At 75.1% G+C, this 16,880-nt stretch carries 15 protein-coding genes and 1 pseudogene; 7 read left to right on the forward strand and 9 right to left on the reverse strand.

What is annotated here, in order from left to right:
- The first annotated feature begins 24 nt into the window (after positions 1 to 24).
- The 4 genes from ACMXGY_RS15000 (at position 25) to hisN (ending at position 4,056) form a co-directional block, all read left to right on the forward strand.
- Positions 25 to 702 (forward strand): DoxX family membrane protein, encoded by a 678-nt coding sequence (locus ACMXGY_RS15000; protein WP_483773780.1) that lies wholly within the window; start codon positions 25 to 27, stop codon positions 700 to 702.
- A gap of 72 nt (positions 703 to 774) precedes the next feature.
- Positions 775 to 2,118: a 3-phosphoshikimate 1-carboxyvinyltransferase gene (aroA, locus tag ACMXGY_RS15005; protein ID WP_483773781.1), complete on the forward strand. Its 1,344-nt coding sequence runs from the start codon at positions 775 to 777 to the stop codon at positions 2,116 to 2,118.
- A complete protein-coding gene (rsgA, locus tag ACMXGY_RS15010; protein ID WP_483773782.1) occupies positions 2,118 to 3,176 on the forward strand; it encodes a ribosome small subunit-dependent GTPase A in 1,059 nt (352 codons plus the stop codon). The genes aroA and rsgA overlap by 1 nt, the downstream gene beginning before the upstream one ends.
- An 85-nt stretch (positions 3,177 to 3,261) precedes the next feature.
- Positions 3,262 to 4,056, forward strand: a complete 795-nt coding sequence (hisN, locus tag ACMXGY_RS15015) for a histidinol-phosphatase (protein ID WP_483773783.1) — start codon at positions 3,262 to 3,264, stop codon at positions 4,054 to 4,056.
- 18 nt (positions 4,057 to 4,074) lie between these two features.
- On the opposite strand, the gene ACMXGY_RS15020 is transcribed toward hisN, so the two are convergent.
- The 3 genes from ACMXGY_RS15020 to ACMXGY_RS15030 are packed head-to-tail and all read right to left on the reverse strand — an operon-like array spanning position 4,075 to position 6,693.
- On the reverse strand, positions 4,075 to 4,617 hold the full coding sequence (locus ACMXGY_RS15020) for a DUF6912 family protein (RefSeq protein WP_483773784.1): 543 nt from the start codon (positions 4,615 to 4,617) through the stop codon (positions 4,075 to 4,077).
- 4 nt (positions 4,618 to 4,621) lie between these two features.
- Positions 4,622 to 6,001 (reverse strand): CpaE/TadZ family protein, encoded by a 1,380-nt coding sequence (locus tag ACMXGY_RS15025; RefSeq protein ID WP_483773785.1) that lies wholly within the window; start codon positions 5,999 to 6,001, stop codon positions 4,622 to 4,624.
- Positions 5,998 to 6,693: a hypothetical protein gene (locus tag ACMXGY_RS15030; protein ID WP_483773786.1), complete on the reverse strand. Its 696-nt coding sequence runs from the start codon at positions 6,691 to 6,693 to the stop codon at positions 5,998 to 6,000. Before ACMXGY_RS15030 ends, ACMXGY_RS15025 begins: the two co-directional genes overlap by 4 nt.
- Positions 6,694 to 6,823: 130 nt before the next feature.
- Between ACMXGY_RS15030 and ACMXGY_RS15035 the strand changes: the two genes are divergently transcribed.
- Entirely contained in the window at positions 6,824 to 7,039 is a 216-nt protein-coding gene (locus ACMXGY_RS15035) for a helix-turn-helix domain-containing protein (RefSeq protein WP_483773787.1), read from the forward strand.
- 53 nt (positions 7,040 to 7,092) lie between these two features.
- Here ACMXGY_RS15035 and ACMXGY_RS15040 read toward each other — a convergent pair whose 3' ends face one another.
- Entirely contained in the window at positions 7,093 to 7,632 is a 540-nt protein-coding gene (locus ACMXGY_RS15040; protein WP_483773788.1) for a hypothetical protein, read from the reverse strand.
- A gap of 175 nt (positions 7,633 to 7,807) precedes the next feature.
- Here ACMXGY_RS15040 and ACMXGY_RS15045 point away from each other — a divergent pair, with 175 nt between their 5' ends.
- Together ACMXGY_RS15045 and ACMXGY_RS15050 are read left to right on the forward strand one after the other, a co-directional pair.
- Positions 7,808 to 8,800 carry a LysM peptidoglycan-binding domain-containing protein gene (locus tag ACMXGY_RS15045; RefSeq protein WP_483773789.1) on the forward strand — a complete coding sequence of 331 codons (993 nt, stop codon included), beginning with the start codon at positions 7,808 to 7,810 and terminating at the stop codon, positions 8,798 to 8,800.
- Positions 8,801 to 8,828: 28 nt separating this feature from the next.
- Positions 8,829 to 9,425, forward strand: a complete 597-nt coding sequence (locus tag ACMXGY_RS15050; protein WP_483773790.1) for an Rv3235 family protein — start codon at positions 8,829 to 8,831, stop codon at positions 9,423 to 9,425.
- Between the two features lie 130 nt (positions 9,426 to 9,555).
- On the opposite strand, the gene ACMXGY_RS15055 is transcribed toward ACMXGY_RS15050, so the two are convergent.
- The 5 genes and pseudogenes from ACMXGY_RS15055 to ACMXGY_RS15075 all read right to left on the reverse strand — a co-directional run bounded on the left by ACMXGY_RS15055 (position 9,556) and on the right by ACMXGY_RS15075 (position 16,826).
- Positions 9,556 to 9,888 (reverse strand): SEC-C metal-binding domain-containing protein, encoded by a 333-nt coding sequence (locus tag ACMXGY_RS15055; protein WP_483776877.1) that lies wholly within the window; start codon positions 9,886 to 9,888, stop codon positions 9,556 to 9,558.
- 233 nt (positions 9,889 to 10,121) lie between these two features.
- Positions 10,122 to 12,618: pseudogene (secA, locus tag ACMXGY_RS15060) on the reverse strand (preprotein translocase subunit SecA); the annotation flags it as partial.
- Between the two features lie 262 nt (positions 12,619 to 12,880).
- Entirely contained in the window at positions 12,881 to 14,116 is a 1,236-nt protein-coding gene (locus tag ACMXGY_RS15065; RefSeq protein WP_483773791.1) for a winged helix-turn-helix domain-containing protein, read from the reverse strand.
- A gap of 1,023 nt (positions 14,117 to 15,139) precedes the next feature.
- Positions 15,140 to 15,793 (reverse strand): ribosome hibernation-promoting factor, HPF/YfiA family, encoded by a 654-nt coding sequence (hpf, locus tag ACMXGY_RS15070; RefSeq protein WP_483773792.1) that lies wholly within the window; start codon positions 15,791 to 15,793, stop codon positions 15,140 to 15,142.
- 304 nt (positions 15,794 to 16,097) lie between these two features.
- A complete protein-coding gene (locus tag ACMXGY_RS15075) occupies positions 16,098 to 16,826 on the reverse strand; it encodes a ComF family protein (RefSeq protein ID WP_483773793.1) in 729 nt (242 codons plus the stop codon).
- Between the last annotated feature and the right edge of the window lie 54 nt (positions 16,827 to 16,880).

A 16,880-nucleotide genomic window follows, 5' to 3' on the forward strand; every position in this document is an offset into this window, starting at 1 on the left:
CGTCCGGCTCACGAAGGAGATCCGATGCTGCTGCGTCACGTCGCGAGGCCCATGCTGGCCTCCTGGTTCGTCTACGACGGCGTTCAGGCCGCGCTCAAGCCCGCCGAGCACGTCCGCGCGGCGCGCAGCGGCGTCGAGCTCGTCGAGCGGGCCGGGGTCGACGTCCCGCTGAGCGACCGGCAGGTGACGACCCTCGTCCGGGCCCACGGTGCCGTGACCGCCGTCGCCGGGCTGTGCCTCGCCGTCGGGAAGGCACCCCGCACGGCGGCGCTCACGCTCGCCGCGCTGACCGTGCCGCTCGCCGTCGTCAACCAGCCCTTCACCTCGAGCGAGGCGACGCGCGCCGAGCGCACGCGCAGGTTCGTGGCGAACGTCGGGGCCATCGGCGCCGCCCTGATCGCCGGCGCGGACTACGAGGGACGTCCCGGCGTCCAGTGGCGGCTCGACAAGGCGCGCCACGACCTCGCGCTCGCCAAGCAGGCCAAGCAGGAGTCCGCCGTCGCGGGCGCCAAGGACGCCACGCGCACCGCGAAGAGGACGGCGAAGGGGATGGCGCGCTCGACGGGCCGCGCCGCGAAGGACGCGGGCCGCTCGGCGCGGCGCGCCGCGAAGGCCGCCCAGGAGGCGGCGGAGCACGCCGCGGCCAGCGCCTCCGAGGCCGTGCGCGAGGCCGGTGCCGCCGTCCGCGCGAAGGCGGCCTGACGCCGTCGGACGCGCGTCCGCCCGGCGGGACCGTCCGCCGTCGGCCGGGTCGCCTCCACTAACCTGGACGCCATGACGACCCTGCCTCCTGCCGCCAGCGCTGCCGCCTCCGTCGACGAGGGGTGGGCCGCGCCGACGGCGGGCGGGCCGCTCGACGCGACGGTCGAGGTGCCGGGGTCCAAGTCCCTGACGAACCGCCTGCTGGTGCTCGCCGCGCTCGCCGACGGGCCTGGCACGCTGCGGGGTGCGCTGCGCAGCCGCGACGCCGACCTCATGATCGCGGGCCTGCGTGCCCTCGGCGTCGGCATCGAGGAGGGCGCCTCGCCCAGCGAGCTGCACGTCACGCCGGGCCCGCTGCGCGGTCCGGTCGACGTCGACTGCGGCCTCGCCGGGACGGTCATGCGCTTCCTGCCGCCGGCGGCCGCCCTCGCTGACGGCACCGTCCGGTTCGACGGCGACGAGGCCGCGCGGGTCCGCCCCATGGGCCCGGTGCTCGCCGCGCTGAGCGCCCTCGGCGTGCCTGTCGAGAGCACCGACGCCTCGCAGGGCCTTCCGACGACCCTGCCGTTCACGATCCGCGGTCGCGGCCGGGTGCGCGGCGGGTCGGTCGACATCGACGCCTCGGCGTCGAGCCAGTTCGTCTCCGGGCTCCTCCTCGCGGCCGCCCGCTACGACCAGGGCCTGACCGTGCGGCACACCGGGCACACGCTGCCGAGCCTGCCGCACATCGAGATGACCGTGGAGGTGCTGCGCGAGGTGGGCGTCGTCGTCGACGACTCGCGGCCGGCGATCTGGCGCGTCGAGCCGGGGCCGATCACGGCGCGCGACGTGCAGGTCGAGCCGGACCTGTCGAACGCCGCGCCGTTCCTCGCAGCCGCGCTCGTGGCCGGTGGCACCGTGCGCGTCACGGGGTGGCCGGCGGCGACGACGCAGCCCGGCGCGATGGTCCCCGAGCTGCTGGGGTCCATGGGCGCGACGGCATCGCTCGAGGGCGACGTGCTGTCGGTGACGGGGACCGGCGAGGTGCGCGGCGTCGACGTCGACCTGCACGCCGCGGGCGAGCTCGCGCCGACGATCGCCGCGCTCGCCGCGCTCGCCGACTCCCCCAGCCGGCTGCGCGGCATCGCGCACCTGCGCGGGCACGAGACCGACCGGCTGGCCGCCCTCGCGACCGAGATCACGCGCCTCGGTGGTCAGGCGGAGGAGACGCGCGACGGGCTCGTCATCACGCCGCGCCCGCTGCACGGCGCCCTGTTCCGCACGTACCACGACCACCGCATGGCGACGTCCGCCGCCGTGATCGGCCTGCGCATCCCGGGGGTGGCGGTGGAGAACGTCGAGACGACCGCCAAGACGCTTCCTGGGTTCGCGGGCATGTGGGAGCGCATGCTCCGGGGCGGGGCGGCGACCCGCTGATGGCCCGCGTCCCCGACGAGTCCGACTTCCGCTCGCGCCCCGGCAAGCGCGGCAGCCGGCCGCGCACCAAGCAGCGGCCCGAGCACGCGGATGCGGTGACCGGGTTCGTCACGGGCGTGGACCGCGGCCGGTACACCCTGCTCGTCGACGAGTCGACCGGTGACCCGGGGAACGGTGACGAGCGCGTCGTCGTCGCGATGAAGGCGCGCGAGATCGGCCGCACGCGCGTCGTGTGCGGCGACCGTGTGGACCTCGTGGGCGACGTGAGCGGGGACGCCGGGTCGCTCGCGCGCATCGTCCGGATCCAGGAGCGCTCGTCGGTCCTGCGGCGCACCGCCGACGACACCGACCCCTACGAGCGGGTCGTCGTGGCGAACGCGGACCAGCTCGTGATCGTCACCGCGCTCGCCGACCCGGAGCCGCGCACGCGCATGATCGACCGGTGCGTCGTCGCCGCGTACGACGCCGGCATGGACGTCCTGCTGTGCCTCACCAAGGCGGACCTCGCCGACTCCGGGCCGCTGCGCGCGCTCTACGAGCCGCTCGGGGTGTCGGTGGTCGTGACGCGCCGCGCGCCCGACGGCCTCGCCGAGAGCGGGTGGGCGATCGAGCCGCTCGACGCCGTGCGTGACGCGCTGGCGGGGCGGACGTCCGTGTTCGTCGGGCACTCGGGCGTCGGCAAGTCGACGCTGGTCAACGCGCTCGTGCCCGACGCCAGGCGCGCGACCGGTGTCGTCAACGACGTCACCGGGCGCGGCCGGCACACGTCGACGTCGGCGGTCGCGCTCCGGCTCCCGGGTGGCGGCTGGGTCATCGACACCCCGGGCGTCCGCTCGTTCGGGCTCGCCCACGTCCAGGTGGAGAACCTGCTGCGCGCGTTCGACGACCTCGACACCGTGGCCCAGGAGTGCCCCCGCGGGTGCACGCACCTCGACGACGCACCGGACTGCGCGCTCGACGACTGGGTGGCCGCCGCGCCGGAGGACGAGACCCGTGCCGCCCGCGCGGCGCGCGTGGAGTCCTTCCGCCGCGTGCTCGCGTCACGGACGGGGACGTGACCGGCACCTGAGCCGCAGGGGCCCGGTCGGCCCCGTCGGCGGCGCGTCCCCCGCCGCGACGCCCGGCACCGCTACGGTGTGAGCCATGACGCCCCCCTCGACGCGCGGCTACGACGACGACCTGCGCCTCGCCCACGTGATCGCCGACCAGGTCGACGGGCACACGATGTCCCGGTTCAAGGCGCTCGACCTGCACGTCGAGTCCAAGCCCGACAGCACCCCGGTGAGCGACGCCGACCGCGCGGCCGAGGAGATCATCCGGGCCCAGCTCGGACGGGCGCGCGGTCGCGACGCGATCGTCGGCGAGGAGTTCGGCGAGACGGGCCACGGCGCACGCCGCTGGATCATCGACCCGATCGACGGGACGAAGAACTTCGTGCGCGGGGTGCCCGTGTGGGCGACGCTCATCGCGCTCGCCGACGGCGACGAGGTCGTCGTCGGGCTCGTGTCCGCGCCCGCGCTCGGCCGGCGATGGTGGGCCTCGAAGGGCACCGGCGCCTGGACGGGCAAGTCGCTCGCCGCCGCGTCGCGCCTTCAGGTCTCGGGCGTGAACCGGTGGGAGGACGCGTCGCTCGCCTACTCCTCGCTCACCGGCTGGGAGGAGCGCGGGAAGCTCGAGCCGTTCCTCGACCTCATGCGCGGCGCGTGGCGAACTCGCGGGTACGGCGACTTCTGGTCGTACATGCTCGTCGCCGAGGGCGCGGTCGAGGCAGCCGCCGAGCCCGAGCTCGAGCTCTACGACATGGCCGCGCTCGTGCCGATCGTCACCGAGGCCGGCGGGCGGTTCACGTCGCTCGACGGCGCCGACGGCCCGTGGGGCGGCAACGCCGTCGCGAGCAACGGCCTGCTGCACGACGAGGTGCTGAAGCGCCTGGGCTGACCGCGCGCCCGGCGGGGCTCAGCCGCGCGGCACGTCCGGGAGCTCCGACCAGTCGTACCAGAGCAGGTCGCGCTCGGTGACGCGCTCGAGCGCCGCGTCCAGCGCGGCGTCCGCGTCCGGGCCCTCGCCGTCGGCCGCGGCCAGCACCGCCTCGACGTCGCCGACCGCCTCCGGCTCGTCGACGTGCACGCACACGATCGCGACGTCGGCGACCGTGCGGACGATCTCGACCGCGCTCGGTGCCGGCGCGTCCTCGTCGTCAGCCGTCGTGCCCGGGTCGTCCGCCCCGACGACCTGGACCGCGCCGTCGGGCACCTCGAGCGTGACGACGAGCCGCTGCCGCGGGGCGTCGGGGCGCGAGGCGACGAGGGTGAGCGAGTCGTCCGCCGCCTCGAGCGCCGCGGCGTACTCGAGGCCCTCCGCGTCCTCGTCGGGCAGGGACCGGGTCAGGGCCGCCGTGACCGCGTGGGCACCCCGAGGCGCGACCGTCCAGCGGGCGGCCTCGGTGGTGAGCGTCACGGCGTCGAGCTCGTCGAGCGTCGCGGGAAGGTAGATGCGCATGGGTTCAGTGTGAGGCCTCGAGCACGTGGCCGTGCGACGCACCACGCCCGGCGGGCACAGGCGTCGCCTCGCGCACGTGCGCCGCGAGCCGGGCGATCGCCCGCCGCGCCGGGCTTCCGGGCGCGGCCTCCGCGAGCGCGCGGCCCTCGCGCAGCGCGACGTCGAGCGAGCGGTCCTCGGGCACCGCGTGGAGGTCGTCGACGCCCGCGTACCGGGCCATCGCGTCCCGCACGGCCCGCTCCGGCCGCGGGCCGACCACCGCCGACCGCACGCGGTTGACGACGACGACGCGCGCGGCCCCCGCCGCGACGCCCGCGTCGGTGAGCTCGTCGAGCGCGCGGACGAGCCGCTGGAGGCCCACCGGGTCTGCCGCCCCGACGACGACCACCACGTCCGCGGCGGCGAGCGCGCTGAGCGTCGCGTCGTTGCGCTGGGGCGCGCGGGTGTCGTAGGTGAGCAGCTCGTCGCGCTCGACGGCGAAGCCGCAGTCCACCACCGTCCAGTCGGCGACCGTCCGGGCGACCTCCCAGACCGCGTCGAGCGACGCCCCGGGAAGCTCCGGCCAGCGGGTGGCCCGCGCGACACCGGTGAGGACCTGGACGCGGTCCATCACCGCCGGGGCGAGCGCGACGAGGCCGGCGGCGTCGAGCGCCCCCTGGCCCGCGCTGCGGACCGCCGCGGCGAGCCCCGGCGACTCGTCGAGCATCCCGAGGTGCTGCGCGACGGTGCCGCCGTACGTGTCGGCGTCGACGAGCAGGACGTCCGCGGCGGGCCCGGCGGGCGCGCTCGCCGGGAGCTCGACCTCCGCGGCACGCCGGTCGCGCCGCGAGCCGCGACCGCGCCGCCCTGCACCGGAGGGCCCCGCGAGCTCGGCTGCGAGGTTGACCGCGAGGACCGTGCGGCCGGGCGCGCCGGTCGGGCCCCACACCGCGACGACCCGGCCGTCGCGACGCGCCGGCGCCGGTCCCGCCGCCCCCGTCACGACGGGTGCCCGGTCCGCCGGGCTCCCCACCCCGGCCTGCGCGGGAGCCGCCGAGCGGACGGCGTCGCGCAGCTCGTCCGGCGAGGCGCCCAGGTCCACGACGGAGTCGATGCCGAGGGCCCGCAGCCGACCCTCCTCCCAGGAGCCCAGGAGGGCGAGCGCGACGACGCGGACGCCGTGGGCGCGCAGCTCGGCGACCGCCTCCCGGTCCAGCGCGGGCAGGTCCGACGACACGACCGCGACCCTGCCCGCCCCCGCCGCGGCGGCCGCGCGCAGCTCGGTGACGTCCGCGCAGCGACGGGTGACCTGGAGACCGGGTGCGTCGAGCGTCGTGACGACGGCCGCCTCGCGCTCGCCGCGCACCGCGCACAGCACGGTCGCGACGGCGGTCGCGCCGCTCACCCGGCACCGCCCACGGGGACGAGCGCGAGCGTCCCGTCACCCGCGATCGCGCCCAGGACGCCGGGCAGGTCGTCCACCCCGACGAGCAGGTGGACGGTGACCGGTCCCCCGACGACGAGCGTCCCCTCGCCCTCGTCGACCTCCGCGACCGTGACGCCCCCGACGAGGAGCTCGGGCTCAGCCGACGCCGCGTCGTCCGCGGCGCCCGTCGCGGGCTCCTGGTCCGGCGCCGGCACGTACCAGAGGTCGACCGTCGCGCCGGTCACGATCCGGTCGGAGAGGCCGCTCGTCACCGGCACGGCGACCGCGCGCACCGCGAGGTCCTGCGCACCCCCGAGCGCGTCGGCGGGCAGGAGCTCGCCCGCGGCGACGGTCCGCAGGACCACCGGCTCGTCCGGGAGCCCGTCCTCGACGAGGAGGTAGCGGTCCGTCTGCGTGCCGAGACGCACGTCGACGGCGCGCAGGTCGGCCGTCGTGATCGTGCTCCCGGGCGTGAGAACGGACCCGGCAGCGTAGACCGCGACGGTCTTGCTCGCCGTGCTCACGGCCCACGACCCGAGTGCCACGGACAGAGCCACGACGACCACGCCCACGAGGAGGCGCGGGTCGCGCCAGGTCGGTCGTCGTAGCCGCGCGGCGGGTGCCGGTGGCGCGTGCGTCGTCGCGCGTGGTCGTTCCAGCGTGGTCGTCATCGATCTCCCCTGGGTGGTGGTCGCGGGCACGCTACGCGTGCCGCGGGTTCATGATCCTCGGTACGGGCACCGCGTGCGGAGGCCTGTGGACGACCGCCGTCGTGGCCTGGTCGCGTGCCAGACTGACGCCATGTCCCAGCGCTTCCTCACCCTCGCCGACGTCACGGAGGAGCTCAACATCTCCGCCGCGCAGGCGTACGCGCTCGTCCGGTCCGGAGAGCTCCCCGCGATCCAGGTCGGCGGCCGCGGGCAGTGGCGCGTCGAGGTGAGCGAGCTCGAGGCCTACATCCAGCGCATGTACGCGCAGACGCGCCAGCGCATCGAGGCCGGCGACTTCGACGGCTGACGGCCGCGCCGGCCGGACGCGTGCCGTCTTCCTCTGCTCCCCCTGCGCCGTCCTCACCTCGGGACGATCCCCGGTTCCGTGTCGCTGACGCACAGGAGCGCCGCAAAGGGGACCGTGCGGGATCCTCGGGAGTCCCCGGGGCGCGCCTCGACGTCGAGGTGGTCCTTGCCCACGCGCGCGACCCACCCGGCGAACGTGCCCGCCGGTGTGCGCACCTGGACGGGACGACGGTCGCGCATCAGCGCGCGCAGGACGTGGCCAAGCCTGAGCCCGGCCGACCGCGCCGACGCGGCGGGCAGCGCGTGCCGCCCGAGACCCGTCACGGCCGCGAGCGCCGTCGAGGGGACGAGGTGCTGACCGCGACCGTCGCCGACGAGCACCCAGTCCTCGGCGACGTCCCGCACGAGCCCGGAGACGCGTGTGCCGTCACGCAGCTCGAGGTCGACCGGCCCGGCCGCAGCCCGCAGCCGCTCGACGAGCGTGATCGTGGCGTGCTCGGCGCGCGTGAGGTCGGCGACGGCCGCGTCGCGGTCGGCGGCCTCGACCGCGGCGAGCTGGCCGTCGAGGTCCTCGAAGAGCGCGTCCCATCGCACGGGCACACCGTAGCGGTGCGCCCGTGCACCACCCCCTCCCTCGTCCACATCACGAGAACCTGCCCTGGACAGGAGCACGCCGGACCCGATTAGATGAGCTCGTCAACATCAAACAGCATCAAATGACATCAAGAGGCCGTCGCCGGTGAGGCGGTGGTGGGCAGGGGGCCCTTCGATGGACAGACGACCCGCACGCGTGGCTGCTCGGGGCAACGCGACGCTCGCCGTGCTGCTGGTGACGATGACGGGGGCCCTGCTCGCTCTCGCGCTCCGCGCGCGGCAGGTCGTCGGCGACCTGCCGTCCGCGCAGGTCGAGCCCTACCTCGAGCTCGTCGCGTTGGCGGTGGGCGCCCTCGCGGCCGCCTGGGTCGCGGTGAGCGCACTGCTCGGGACGCTGGTGGTGGCCGCCCGCGCCTCGGGCCGCTCGTGGTCGGCCGGAGAGCGTCTCGTGGTCCGCGTCGCTCCGCAGGTCGTCCGGCGGGCGGCGCGCGTCGGGGTCACGGTGTCGGTCGGTGCGGGTCTCGTCCTGTCGGGCGGGGCAGCCCAGGCCGTCGACACCCCGGACCCGACGACGATCGTCGCCGTCGATCTCGGCTGGCGCCCGTCCCTGACCTCCGCACCACCCGACGCACCGGCCGTGGCCGAGGAGACGAACGGGCCCGGAAGCGCGGTTCCCGGGCCCGACGCCGCCGGAGCATCCCCGGCGGCCGGGCGCGGCGACCCGTCCCCCGCAGCCGGCGTGCCGGCCGGCCCGTCCACGACGGGCGCACCGGTCACGGGGAGCGGCGCGCCCCGTCCCGAGGGTACGGGCGACGCCGCCGGAACCACCGAGGTCTCCGCCGGCCCGACCGTGCCCTCCGCAGCCACCGCGGCTCCGGCGTCGGGCAGCATGGCCCCGCCGGGAGCGACGGCCGCCGCGAACCAGCTCGCGCAGCGCGACGCCGCGCTCGCCGTGACGCGGGAGGTACCGGCCGACGCCGCGCCGGACGTCGTGGTGCTCCGCGGGGACTCCCTGTGGTCGATCGCGTCCCGGCACCTGCCCGCCGGGGCGAGCGACGCGCAGATCGCCGCAGCCGTGCAGCGCTGGCACACGACGAACGCCGACGTGATCGGCGCCGATCCCGACCTCATCCTCCCCGGCCAGGTGCTCCGCGCACCCTCGGCCTGACGACCGCGACCCACGAAGGAGCCCGACGATGACCGCTCTGCCGACCGCCCGCCTCGGCTCGACGCCCCCGGCGGCTCCGGCCGCGGCGCCGGAGATGCCGGCACGACCGTCGGCGTCCGCCCGGCCCGCACGGGACGTCCGCTCCACGAGCGCGCCCTCCCCGGCGCCCGCCCGACTCCTGCGCTGTGTCGGCGACCGCCTGGCGCCGGAGGTCGACGTGCGCGACGAGAACCGCCGCGTACCGCGGCACGTCGTACGGGGACGCCCGTGGGGGCCGCCCGCTGCTCCGCTCCCCCTGCCGGACCCGACAGCGCTCTGCTGCGCCGTCGTGCGCGCGGCGATCGAGGTCGTCCGCGGCGAGCGCACCGTGAGCCAGCTCGCGCGCTGGGTGTCCCCGGAGATCTACGACGCGCTGGCCCGACGCGCCCGTCTGGTGCTCGAGTCACCCTCGTCCGATCCCGCGACACGTCCGGTGACGATCCGCCGCGCACGCCTCGTCCGGATCGGCGAGGGCGTCGCCGAGGGGACCGTCGTCGTCGAGGACGGCGACCGCGTCCGCGCCGGAGCCGTGCGGCTCGAGGCGCGCCGCGGCGCATGGCGCGTCGTCGCGCTCGAGATCGGTTAGGGCCTGGTAGGAGCAACGGGCGAAGCCGCGGCGCCCTCAGGGTGCGGGCGCGGCACGACGACGACAGCGAGGTGTGCCGCTCGAGCGGCACACCTCGCTGTCGTGGTCCTGCGTCAGCCCGTCGAGGTCGTCACTCCTCGTTCTGACCGTGGCAGACCTTGTACTTCTTGCCGGAGCCGCACGGGCACTGCGCGTTGCGCGGCGTGCCCGGGAAGGTGCGCCCGTCGCTCTCGACCGCGCTCGCCTCGCCGTGCAGGGCCCGCCGGGACCGTCGGCCCGCGTCGCCGGTCACGACGGCCTGACCGGTGCCGTCCTCGCTCGGTGCGCTGTACGACAGCGGCACCTGGCGGTCGGGGCCGTCGAGCCCCTTCGCGACGAGCGTGCCGGCACGGTTCGTGCTCGCACCGCCGAACGCCGCGGGCGCAGCCACCGGGGCCGGTTCCGCGGCCGGGGCGCCCTCCACGCGCTCGTCGACGACGGGCTCGTCGGTGACCGCCGCGTCCTCGACCGGGGCGCCCTCGGTCGCGGCCGAGCGGGCCGCTGACTGCGCCGCCGCAGCGAGCCCGGCCGTCGCGCCCGCGGACGCGGCGCCCGCGGCGCCCCCCAACGCCTGACCGGCGGCCGACTGCGCCGCCTGCGCGGCGGCCGCCGCGGAGATGCCCGGCGACTGTGCGGGGGTGGCCGCACCCGGCTCCGCGACCTTGACCTCGAGGTTGAAGAGGAACCCGACCGTCTCCTCCTTGATGGCCTCGGTCATCGCCTGGAAGAGCTGGAAGCCCTCGCGCTGGTACTCGACGAGCGGGTCGCGCTGGGCCATCGCGCGCAGGCCGATGCCCTCCTTGAGATAGTCCATCTCGTAGAGGTGCTCGCGCCACTTGCGGTCCAGGACCGACAGCGTGACGCGCCGCTCGAGCTGACGCATGTTCGCCTCGCCCAGCTGGTCCTCGCGGTTCTGGTAGGCGATGCGCGCGTCGGAGAGGATCTCCTCGAGCAGGAGGTCGTGCGACAGGCGCGTGGGACCGCCGGCCTGCTCGACGACCTCGTCGACCTCGATCGACACGGGGTAGACGGCCTTGAGCGCCGTCCACAGCGCGTCGAGGTCCCAGTTCTCCGGGTTGCCCTCCGCCGTCGCGCCCTCCACGTACGCCGTGACGACGTCGACGAGGAAGTGCTGCACCTGCTCCTGCAGGTCCTCGCCCTCGAGCACGCGGCGCCGCTCGTCGTAGATGACGGTGCGCTGGCGCGACAGGACGTCGTCGTACTTGAGGACGTTCTTGCGGATCTCGAAGTTGCGCGACTCCACCTGGCCCTGCGCGCTCGCGATGCCGCGCGTGACCATCTTCGACTCGAGCGGCACGTCGTCGGGGAAGCCCGCGCGGTTCATCATCGACTCGGCGAGACCCGAGTTGAACAGACGCATGAGGTCGTCCTGCATGGACAGGTAGAACCGGGACTCGCCCGGGTCGCCCTGACGGCCGGAACGACCACGGAGCTGGTTGTCGATGCGCCGGGACTCGTGGCGCTCCGTACCGAGCACGTACAGCCCACCGAGCTCGGTGACCTCCTCGTGCTCCGCCGCGACCGCGGCCTTCGCCTTCTCCAGAGCGTCGGGCCACGCGGCCTCGTACTCCTCCGGGTTCTCCGCGGCGTCGAGCCCGCGGCCCGCGAGGTCGGCGACCGCCATGAACTCGGCGTTGCCACCCAGCATGATGTCCGTACCGCGACCAGCCATGTTCGTCGCGACGGTCACCGCGCCCTTGCGGCCGGCCTGCGCGACGATCGCCGCCTCGCGCTCGTGCTGCTTCGCGTTGAGCACCTCGTGCGGGACGCCCTGCTTCTTCAGCTTCGCGGACAGGAGCTCAGACTTCTCGACGCTCGTGGTGCCGACGAGGACTGGCTGGCCGTGCGCGTGCCGCTCGACGATGTCCGCGACGACGGCGTCGAACTTGCCGTCCTCGTTCTTGTAGACCAGGTCGGCCTGGTCGATGCGCTGCATCGGGCGGTTCGTCGGGATGGGTACGACGCCGAGCTTGTACGTGCCCTGGAACTCGGCAGCCTCGGTGTCGGCCGTACCGGTCATGCCCGCGAGCTTCGAGTACAGGCGGAAGTAGTTCTGCAGCGTGATCGTGGCGAGCGTCTGGTTCTCCGCCTTGATCTGCACGCCTTCCTTGGCCTCGATCGCCTGGTGCATTCCCTCGTTGTACCGGCGGCCGGCCAGGATGCGTCCCGTGTGCTCGTCGACGATCATGACCTCGCCGTTGAGCACGACGTAGTCCTTGTCGCGCTTGAAGAGCTCCTTCGCCTTGATGGCGTTGTTGAGGAAGCCGATGAGCGGCGTGTTGAGCGACTCGTAGAGGTTGTCGATGCCGAGGTAGTCCTCGACCTTGGCGATGCCCGGCTCGAGCACGCCGACGGTGCGCTTCTTCTCGTCGACCTCGTAGTCCGCGCCGGCGTTCAGGCGGCGCACGACCTTCGCGAACTCCCCGAACCAGCGGTTCGTGTCGCCGGAGGCGGGGCCGGAGATGATGAGCGGCGTGCGGGCCTCGTCGATGAGGATCGAGTCGACCTCGTCGACGATCGCGAAGTGGTGACCGCGCTGCACGAGGTCGTCCGTGGACCACGCCATGTTGTCGCGCAGGTAGTCGAAGCCGAACTCGTTGTTCGTCCCGTACGTGATGTCCGCGGCGTACTCCTGGCGTCGCTGCGCGGGCGTCTGACCGGACAGGATGACGCCCGTCGTCAGGCCGAGGAAGCGGTACACGCGGCCCATGAGCTCGCTCTGGTACTTCGCCAGGTAGTCGTTGACCGTGACGACGTGCACGCCCTTGCCCTCGAGCGCGTTGAGGTACGCCGCCGTCGTCGCGACGAGCGTCTTGCCCTCACCGGTCTTCATCTCGGCGATGTTGCCGAGGTGCAGCGCCGCGCCGCCCATGAGCTGGACGTCGAAGTGCCGCTGGCCGAGCGTGCGACGGGACGCCTCGCGCACCGCCGCGAACGCCTCGGGCAGCAGGTCGTCGAGGGACTCACCGGCCTCGAGGCGCGCCTTGAAGCGGTCGGTCTCCTCCCGCAGCTCCTCGTCGGTGAGATCCTCGAAGCCCGGCTCGAGCTTGTTGACCTGGTCGGCGAGGCCGGACAGCTTCTTGAGGATCCGGCCCTCGCCGATGCGAAGGACCTTGTCGAGGATCGAAGGCACGCAGGACTCCCGTATCGATCGTGGCCCGGGCCGGGTGGTCCGGGTGCAGCGCCGACGCTCCGCCGCACGGGCACGTGCAGCAGCCGACGTCGGCAACGTCACACAACATCGTAGGCGAGTCAGGGCGCCGTCGGTCCCGCCCGGGTTTCGCCGACGACGAACCCGCCCAGCACCGCCGCGCCGCGGCCGCCCGACGGCGGTCGCACGGGCGACCGGTCGTGCACCCCTGCGTCAGGACGCGCGCAACGCCCCGGAGCACCCCTCACGCCGCGACGGCAACCTCCGCCGCGAGCGCCGGCGCGAGGTCACCGACCGGTGAGACGACGACCTCGGGGACGCCCAGCCACGCGCCGAGCACGCGCAGCTCCACGGCGAGCCGGGCCGCCGTCTGCTCCCCCGCCGCCTGCTCGCGGTGCGCCGAGAGCACCCGCAGCACGCCCGCCCGACGGTCCGCCTTGAGGTCGACGCGTGCCGTGAGGTCCTGCCCCTCGAGGAGGGGCAGCACGTAGTAGCCGTGGACGCGCTTCGCCGCCGGCACGTAGATCTCGATCCGGTAGTGCACGTCGAACAGCCGCTCGAGCCGTGTGCGCTCGAAGACGAGCGGGTCGAAGGGGTTGAGCAGCGTCGTCGCCGTCGCCCGGCGCGGGACCGCGGCGTCGGCGTGCAGGAACGTGGGCTCGTCCCACCCCTGGACCGTCACCGGTCGCAGCGTCCCGGCCTCGACGAGCTCGGCCAGCGCGGTGCGCACCGCCGGTCCGCGCAGCCGGAAGTAGTCCTTGAAGCACCGCAGCGTCCCGACGCCGTGGGCGCGAGCGCCGATCTCGAGCAGTGCCCGCACGGCGTCGGCGTCGGAGACCGGGGGCGCGGCCACGACCTCCGGCGGCAGCACGCGCTCGGTGAGGTCGTAGCAGCGCTCGAACGCCCCGTTGCGACGTGCCGACGTGATCTCGCCCGTGAAGAAGAGGAACTCGAGAGCGCGCTTCGCGACCGTCCAGTTCCAGCCCCACTGGGACCGGTCGCGCGGGTGCGCCCGGCCCTCGGCCTCGAGGATCTCGTGGACCTCGCTCGCCGTGATCGGTCCGCGCTCGGTCACCAGCCGCCGCACGTCCTCGACCGCCTCCGAGTGGCTCATCTCGACCGCGCTGATCGTGCCCCACGCCTCCGTGCGGTACCCCCGACGGCGCCACTCGAGCAGCGGCCACGTGCTCGGCGGGACGTACGACGCCACGTGCGCCCACGTCTCCACGAGACGTCGCGGCGCACGGCCCGCGGCGCGGTCCAGCAGCGCCGTGTCGTACGGCCCGAGCCGCGCGTACAACGGCATGAGGTGAGCACGAGCGAGCACGTTCACCGAGTCGATCTGCAGCAGCCCGAGCCGGTCGATCACTCCCTGCACGTGCCGCATGGTCGGCGCACGCCCGTCGACGCCGTCGAACGGCCGCGGGCGGTGCAGCCCTTGCGCCGCGAGTGCGACGCGGCGCGCCTGGGACAGGGACATCGACTCTGACCTCTGCGAGATGGCGACCACCCTCCGATCGTGCCCCCACCCACCCACACCTGCGTGGACCGGCCCCGTTCCGCCGAGGGAGAACCGTGGTCGGCCGAGGTAGAACCCTGGCCGCGCGAGGTAGAACCGTGGTCGGCCGAGGTAGAACCCTGGCCGCGCGAGGTAGAACCGTGGTCGCGCCAGGTAGAACCGGGGTCGCCATGCGCGACGGCGATCGGGTCGGCTTGGGTGTCGGGGCGGGTGGGGGCGCCGCGTCTACCATCCGCCGCTCGTTCCTCGCGGCTCCCGCCAGGCCCGACCACGACGCGGCGCCCCCACCCACCCCTCCCGGCTTTGTCCCACCCCGGTCCGTGCGCACCCGGGCCAGCCCGGTGCTGCGCCGAGCATGTCGTTGCGGCTCGTCCTGAGCACCTGACGGGCGACAACCGCATGCTCGACGGGCCGGGATCGCATGGTCGCCACAGCACGGGCCGCACCGCCTCGCCCCGCACGGCGCCGCCCGCCGTCGCGTCGCCCTCTCCCGACCACGGTTCTACTTCGCCCGACCACGGTTCTACCTCGGCAGACCCGGGGTTCTACCTGGTGCGACCACGGTTCTACCTCGGCGGGTCCGGGCCCAGTCGTCCGCCCGGGGTGAGGTGATGGCTGAGCGGGTGGGGCGGCGTCGGATGCGAAGGGCGTCAAGGCCGCGCTCCCCAGACCCACACCCGACAGACCACGGTGACGGCGCGGACAGCCCGAGCACCGACGCCGCCCCACCCGCGGACCCGACCACAGCACGCCCAACCCAGCCCAGACGCCGACGCCGCCCCGCACGCGGACCCGACCCACGAACCGCCCAACCCGACCCGAGCACCGACGCCGCCCCGCACGCGGACCCGACCCACGAACCGCCCAACCCGACCCGAGCACCGACGCCGCCCCGCACGCGGACCCGACCACAGCACGGCCGAACAGGCCCGGGCAGCGCGACGCGCCCGGACCCGACGGGGTCCGGGCGCGTCGGCGGTCAGGTCAGGCGGACTTCTCGACCGGGACCTCGGCGCAGTCGCACGAGGTGTCCAGGGCGACGACGCCGTAGGTCCAGCCGCGGCGCCGGTAGGCGACGGACGGGCGCGAGGTCTCGACGTCGACGAAGAGGAAGAAGTCGTGGCCGACCATCTCCATCTCGTACAGCGCGTCGTCGACGGTCATCGGCTCGGCGCTGTGGAGCTTCTGCCGGATGACGACGGGCGAGTCGCCCAGGGTCGTCTCGACGGCCTCGCCGGGCGCGCTCGGCGCGGTGGGCGCCGGCGGCGGGGGTGCGGCGTCCCGGACCGGGTCGTAGGGACGGACGTCGACGGGCGGCACGACGGTGTGGTTCCGGTGGTCCTTGCGGCGGTCGCGTGCGCGGCGGAGCCGTTCGGCCAGCTTCTCGATCGCGAGGTCGAGTGCGCCGAACCGGTCGTCTGCCGCTGCCTCGGCCCGCACGACGGGCCCCTTGGCACGCACGGTGAGCTCGACCCGTTCGCGGACCCCGGAGAGCCGGGGGTTGTTCTCGTGGGTGACCTCGACGTCCACGCGCTGCGCGGTGGGCGCGAGCTGCTGGACCTTGGCGAGCTTGTCCTCCACGTGCCGGCGGAAGCGGTCTGCAACTTCCGTGTGCCTGCCGACGACGACGATCTCCATGTGAGCCTCCGCGAGGATCTGTGCGGCACCCGGCTCGATCGACCGGGCGCCTCTCGGATTCGGTAGAAGGCACCCGTGCGGGGTGCCGGTGGGGCTACCACCTCCTTGCGGCCCGCGGGCCGCGCGCTCGGTACGCTCGCGCGGCGTCCGTCCGTGTGCTGCACGTCCGTCGTCCGCGGCGACTGGCCCTCAGCGTAACCCCGTCCTGAGGGTGTCGGCAGCACCAACGGAAGGTGGATGCGAGGACCTTCGGCCCGCGGCTGCCGGAGCGGCTCGACGAGCCCGACGGCGGTCTGCGGGGTGCTCATCGACGCTCGCCGGGCGCGGGCGTGGCGGCCAGCACGTACGCCCCGAGCACCGGCATCCCGGCGGCCGCGAGGGTGGCCTCGCACGCGGCGAGGGTGGCGCCGGTCGTGAGGACGTCGTCGACGAGCAGGCATGCGGCGCCCTCGTCCAGGAGGCGTCGCGCACGCGCACCGCGCGCCGGCCCGACGGCGTCGAGCCGGGCTCCTCGGGCGCGCGCGCCGAGGCCGACCTGGTCCCTGGCACGCCGACGCTGGACGAGGAGGTCCGCGGTGCGCGCCGGGCACCCGGAGGCTGCCAGCCCGGTGGCGACGGACCGGGCGAGGCCGGCGACCGGGTCGCGGCCCCGTGCCCGTCGGGCGGCGCCCGTCGTCGGCGCGGCCACGACGAGGACCGTGCCCCTGGCCACGGCGGCGAGAGCCGCCGCGAGCCGTTCTCCCCCGCGTCGGGCGGCCTCGCCGAGCGGCGTGTCGAGGTCCGCCCGGCCCCGGTCCTTCCACGCGACGACGACGTCCCGCAGCGGGCCCGTGTAGTGCGCCGGTGACCACACCGGCAGGGGCGGCACGCCGTCGAGCCGGTCGAGGCGCGGTGCGCCGCGCTCCCAGCGGCGCAGCGGCGCACCGAGGGGCTCGAGGCACGTCGTGCACCACGGGACGTCGGGTGTCCCGCAGCCGGGGCACGCGACCGGCAGGACGAGGCGGGCGAGGTCGTCGACGGCGGTGCGGAGCATCCGTCGAGCCTGACGCCGGACCGTGCTCGCCGCGGGGCGGGCGCCCGCCCCTGT

It is taken from the genome of Cellulosimicrobium sp. G4 BAM 1002 (genome assembly GCF_057126935.1).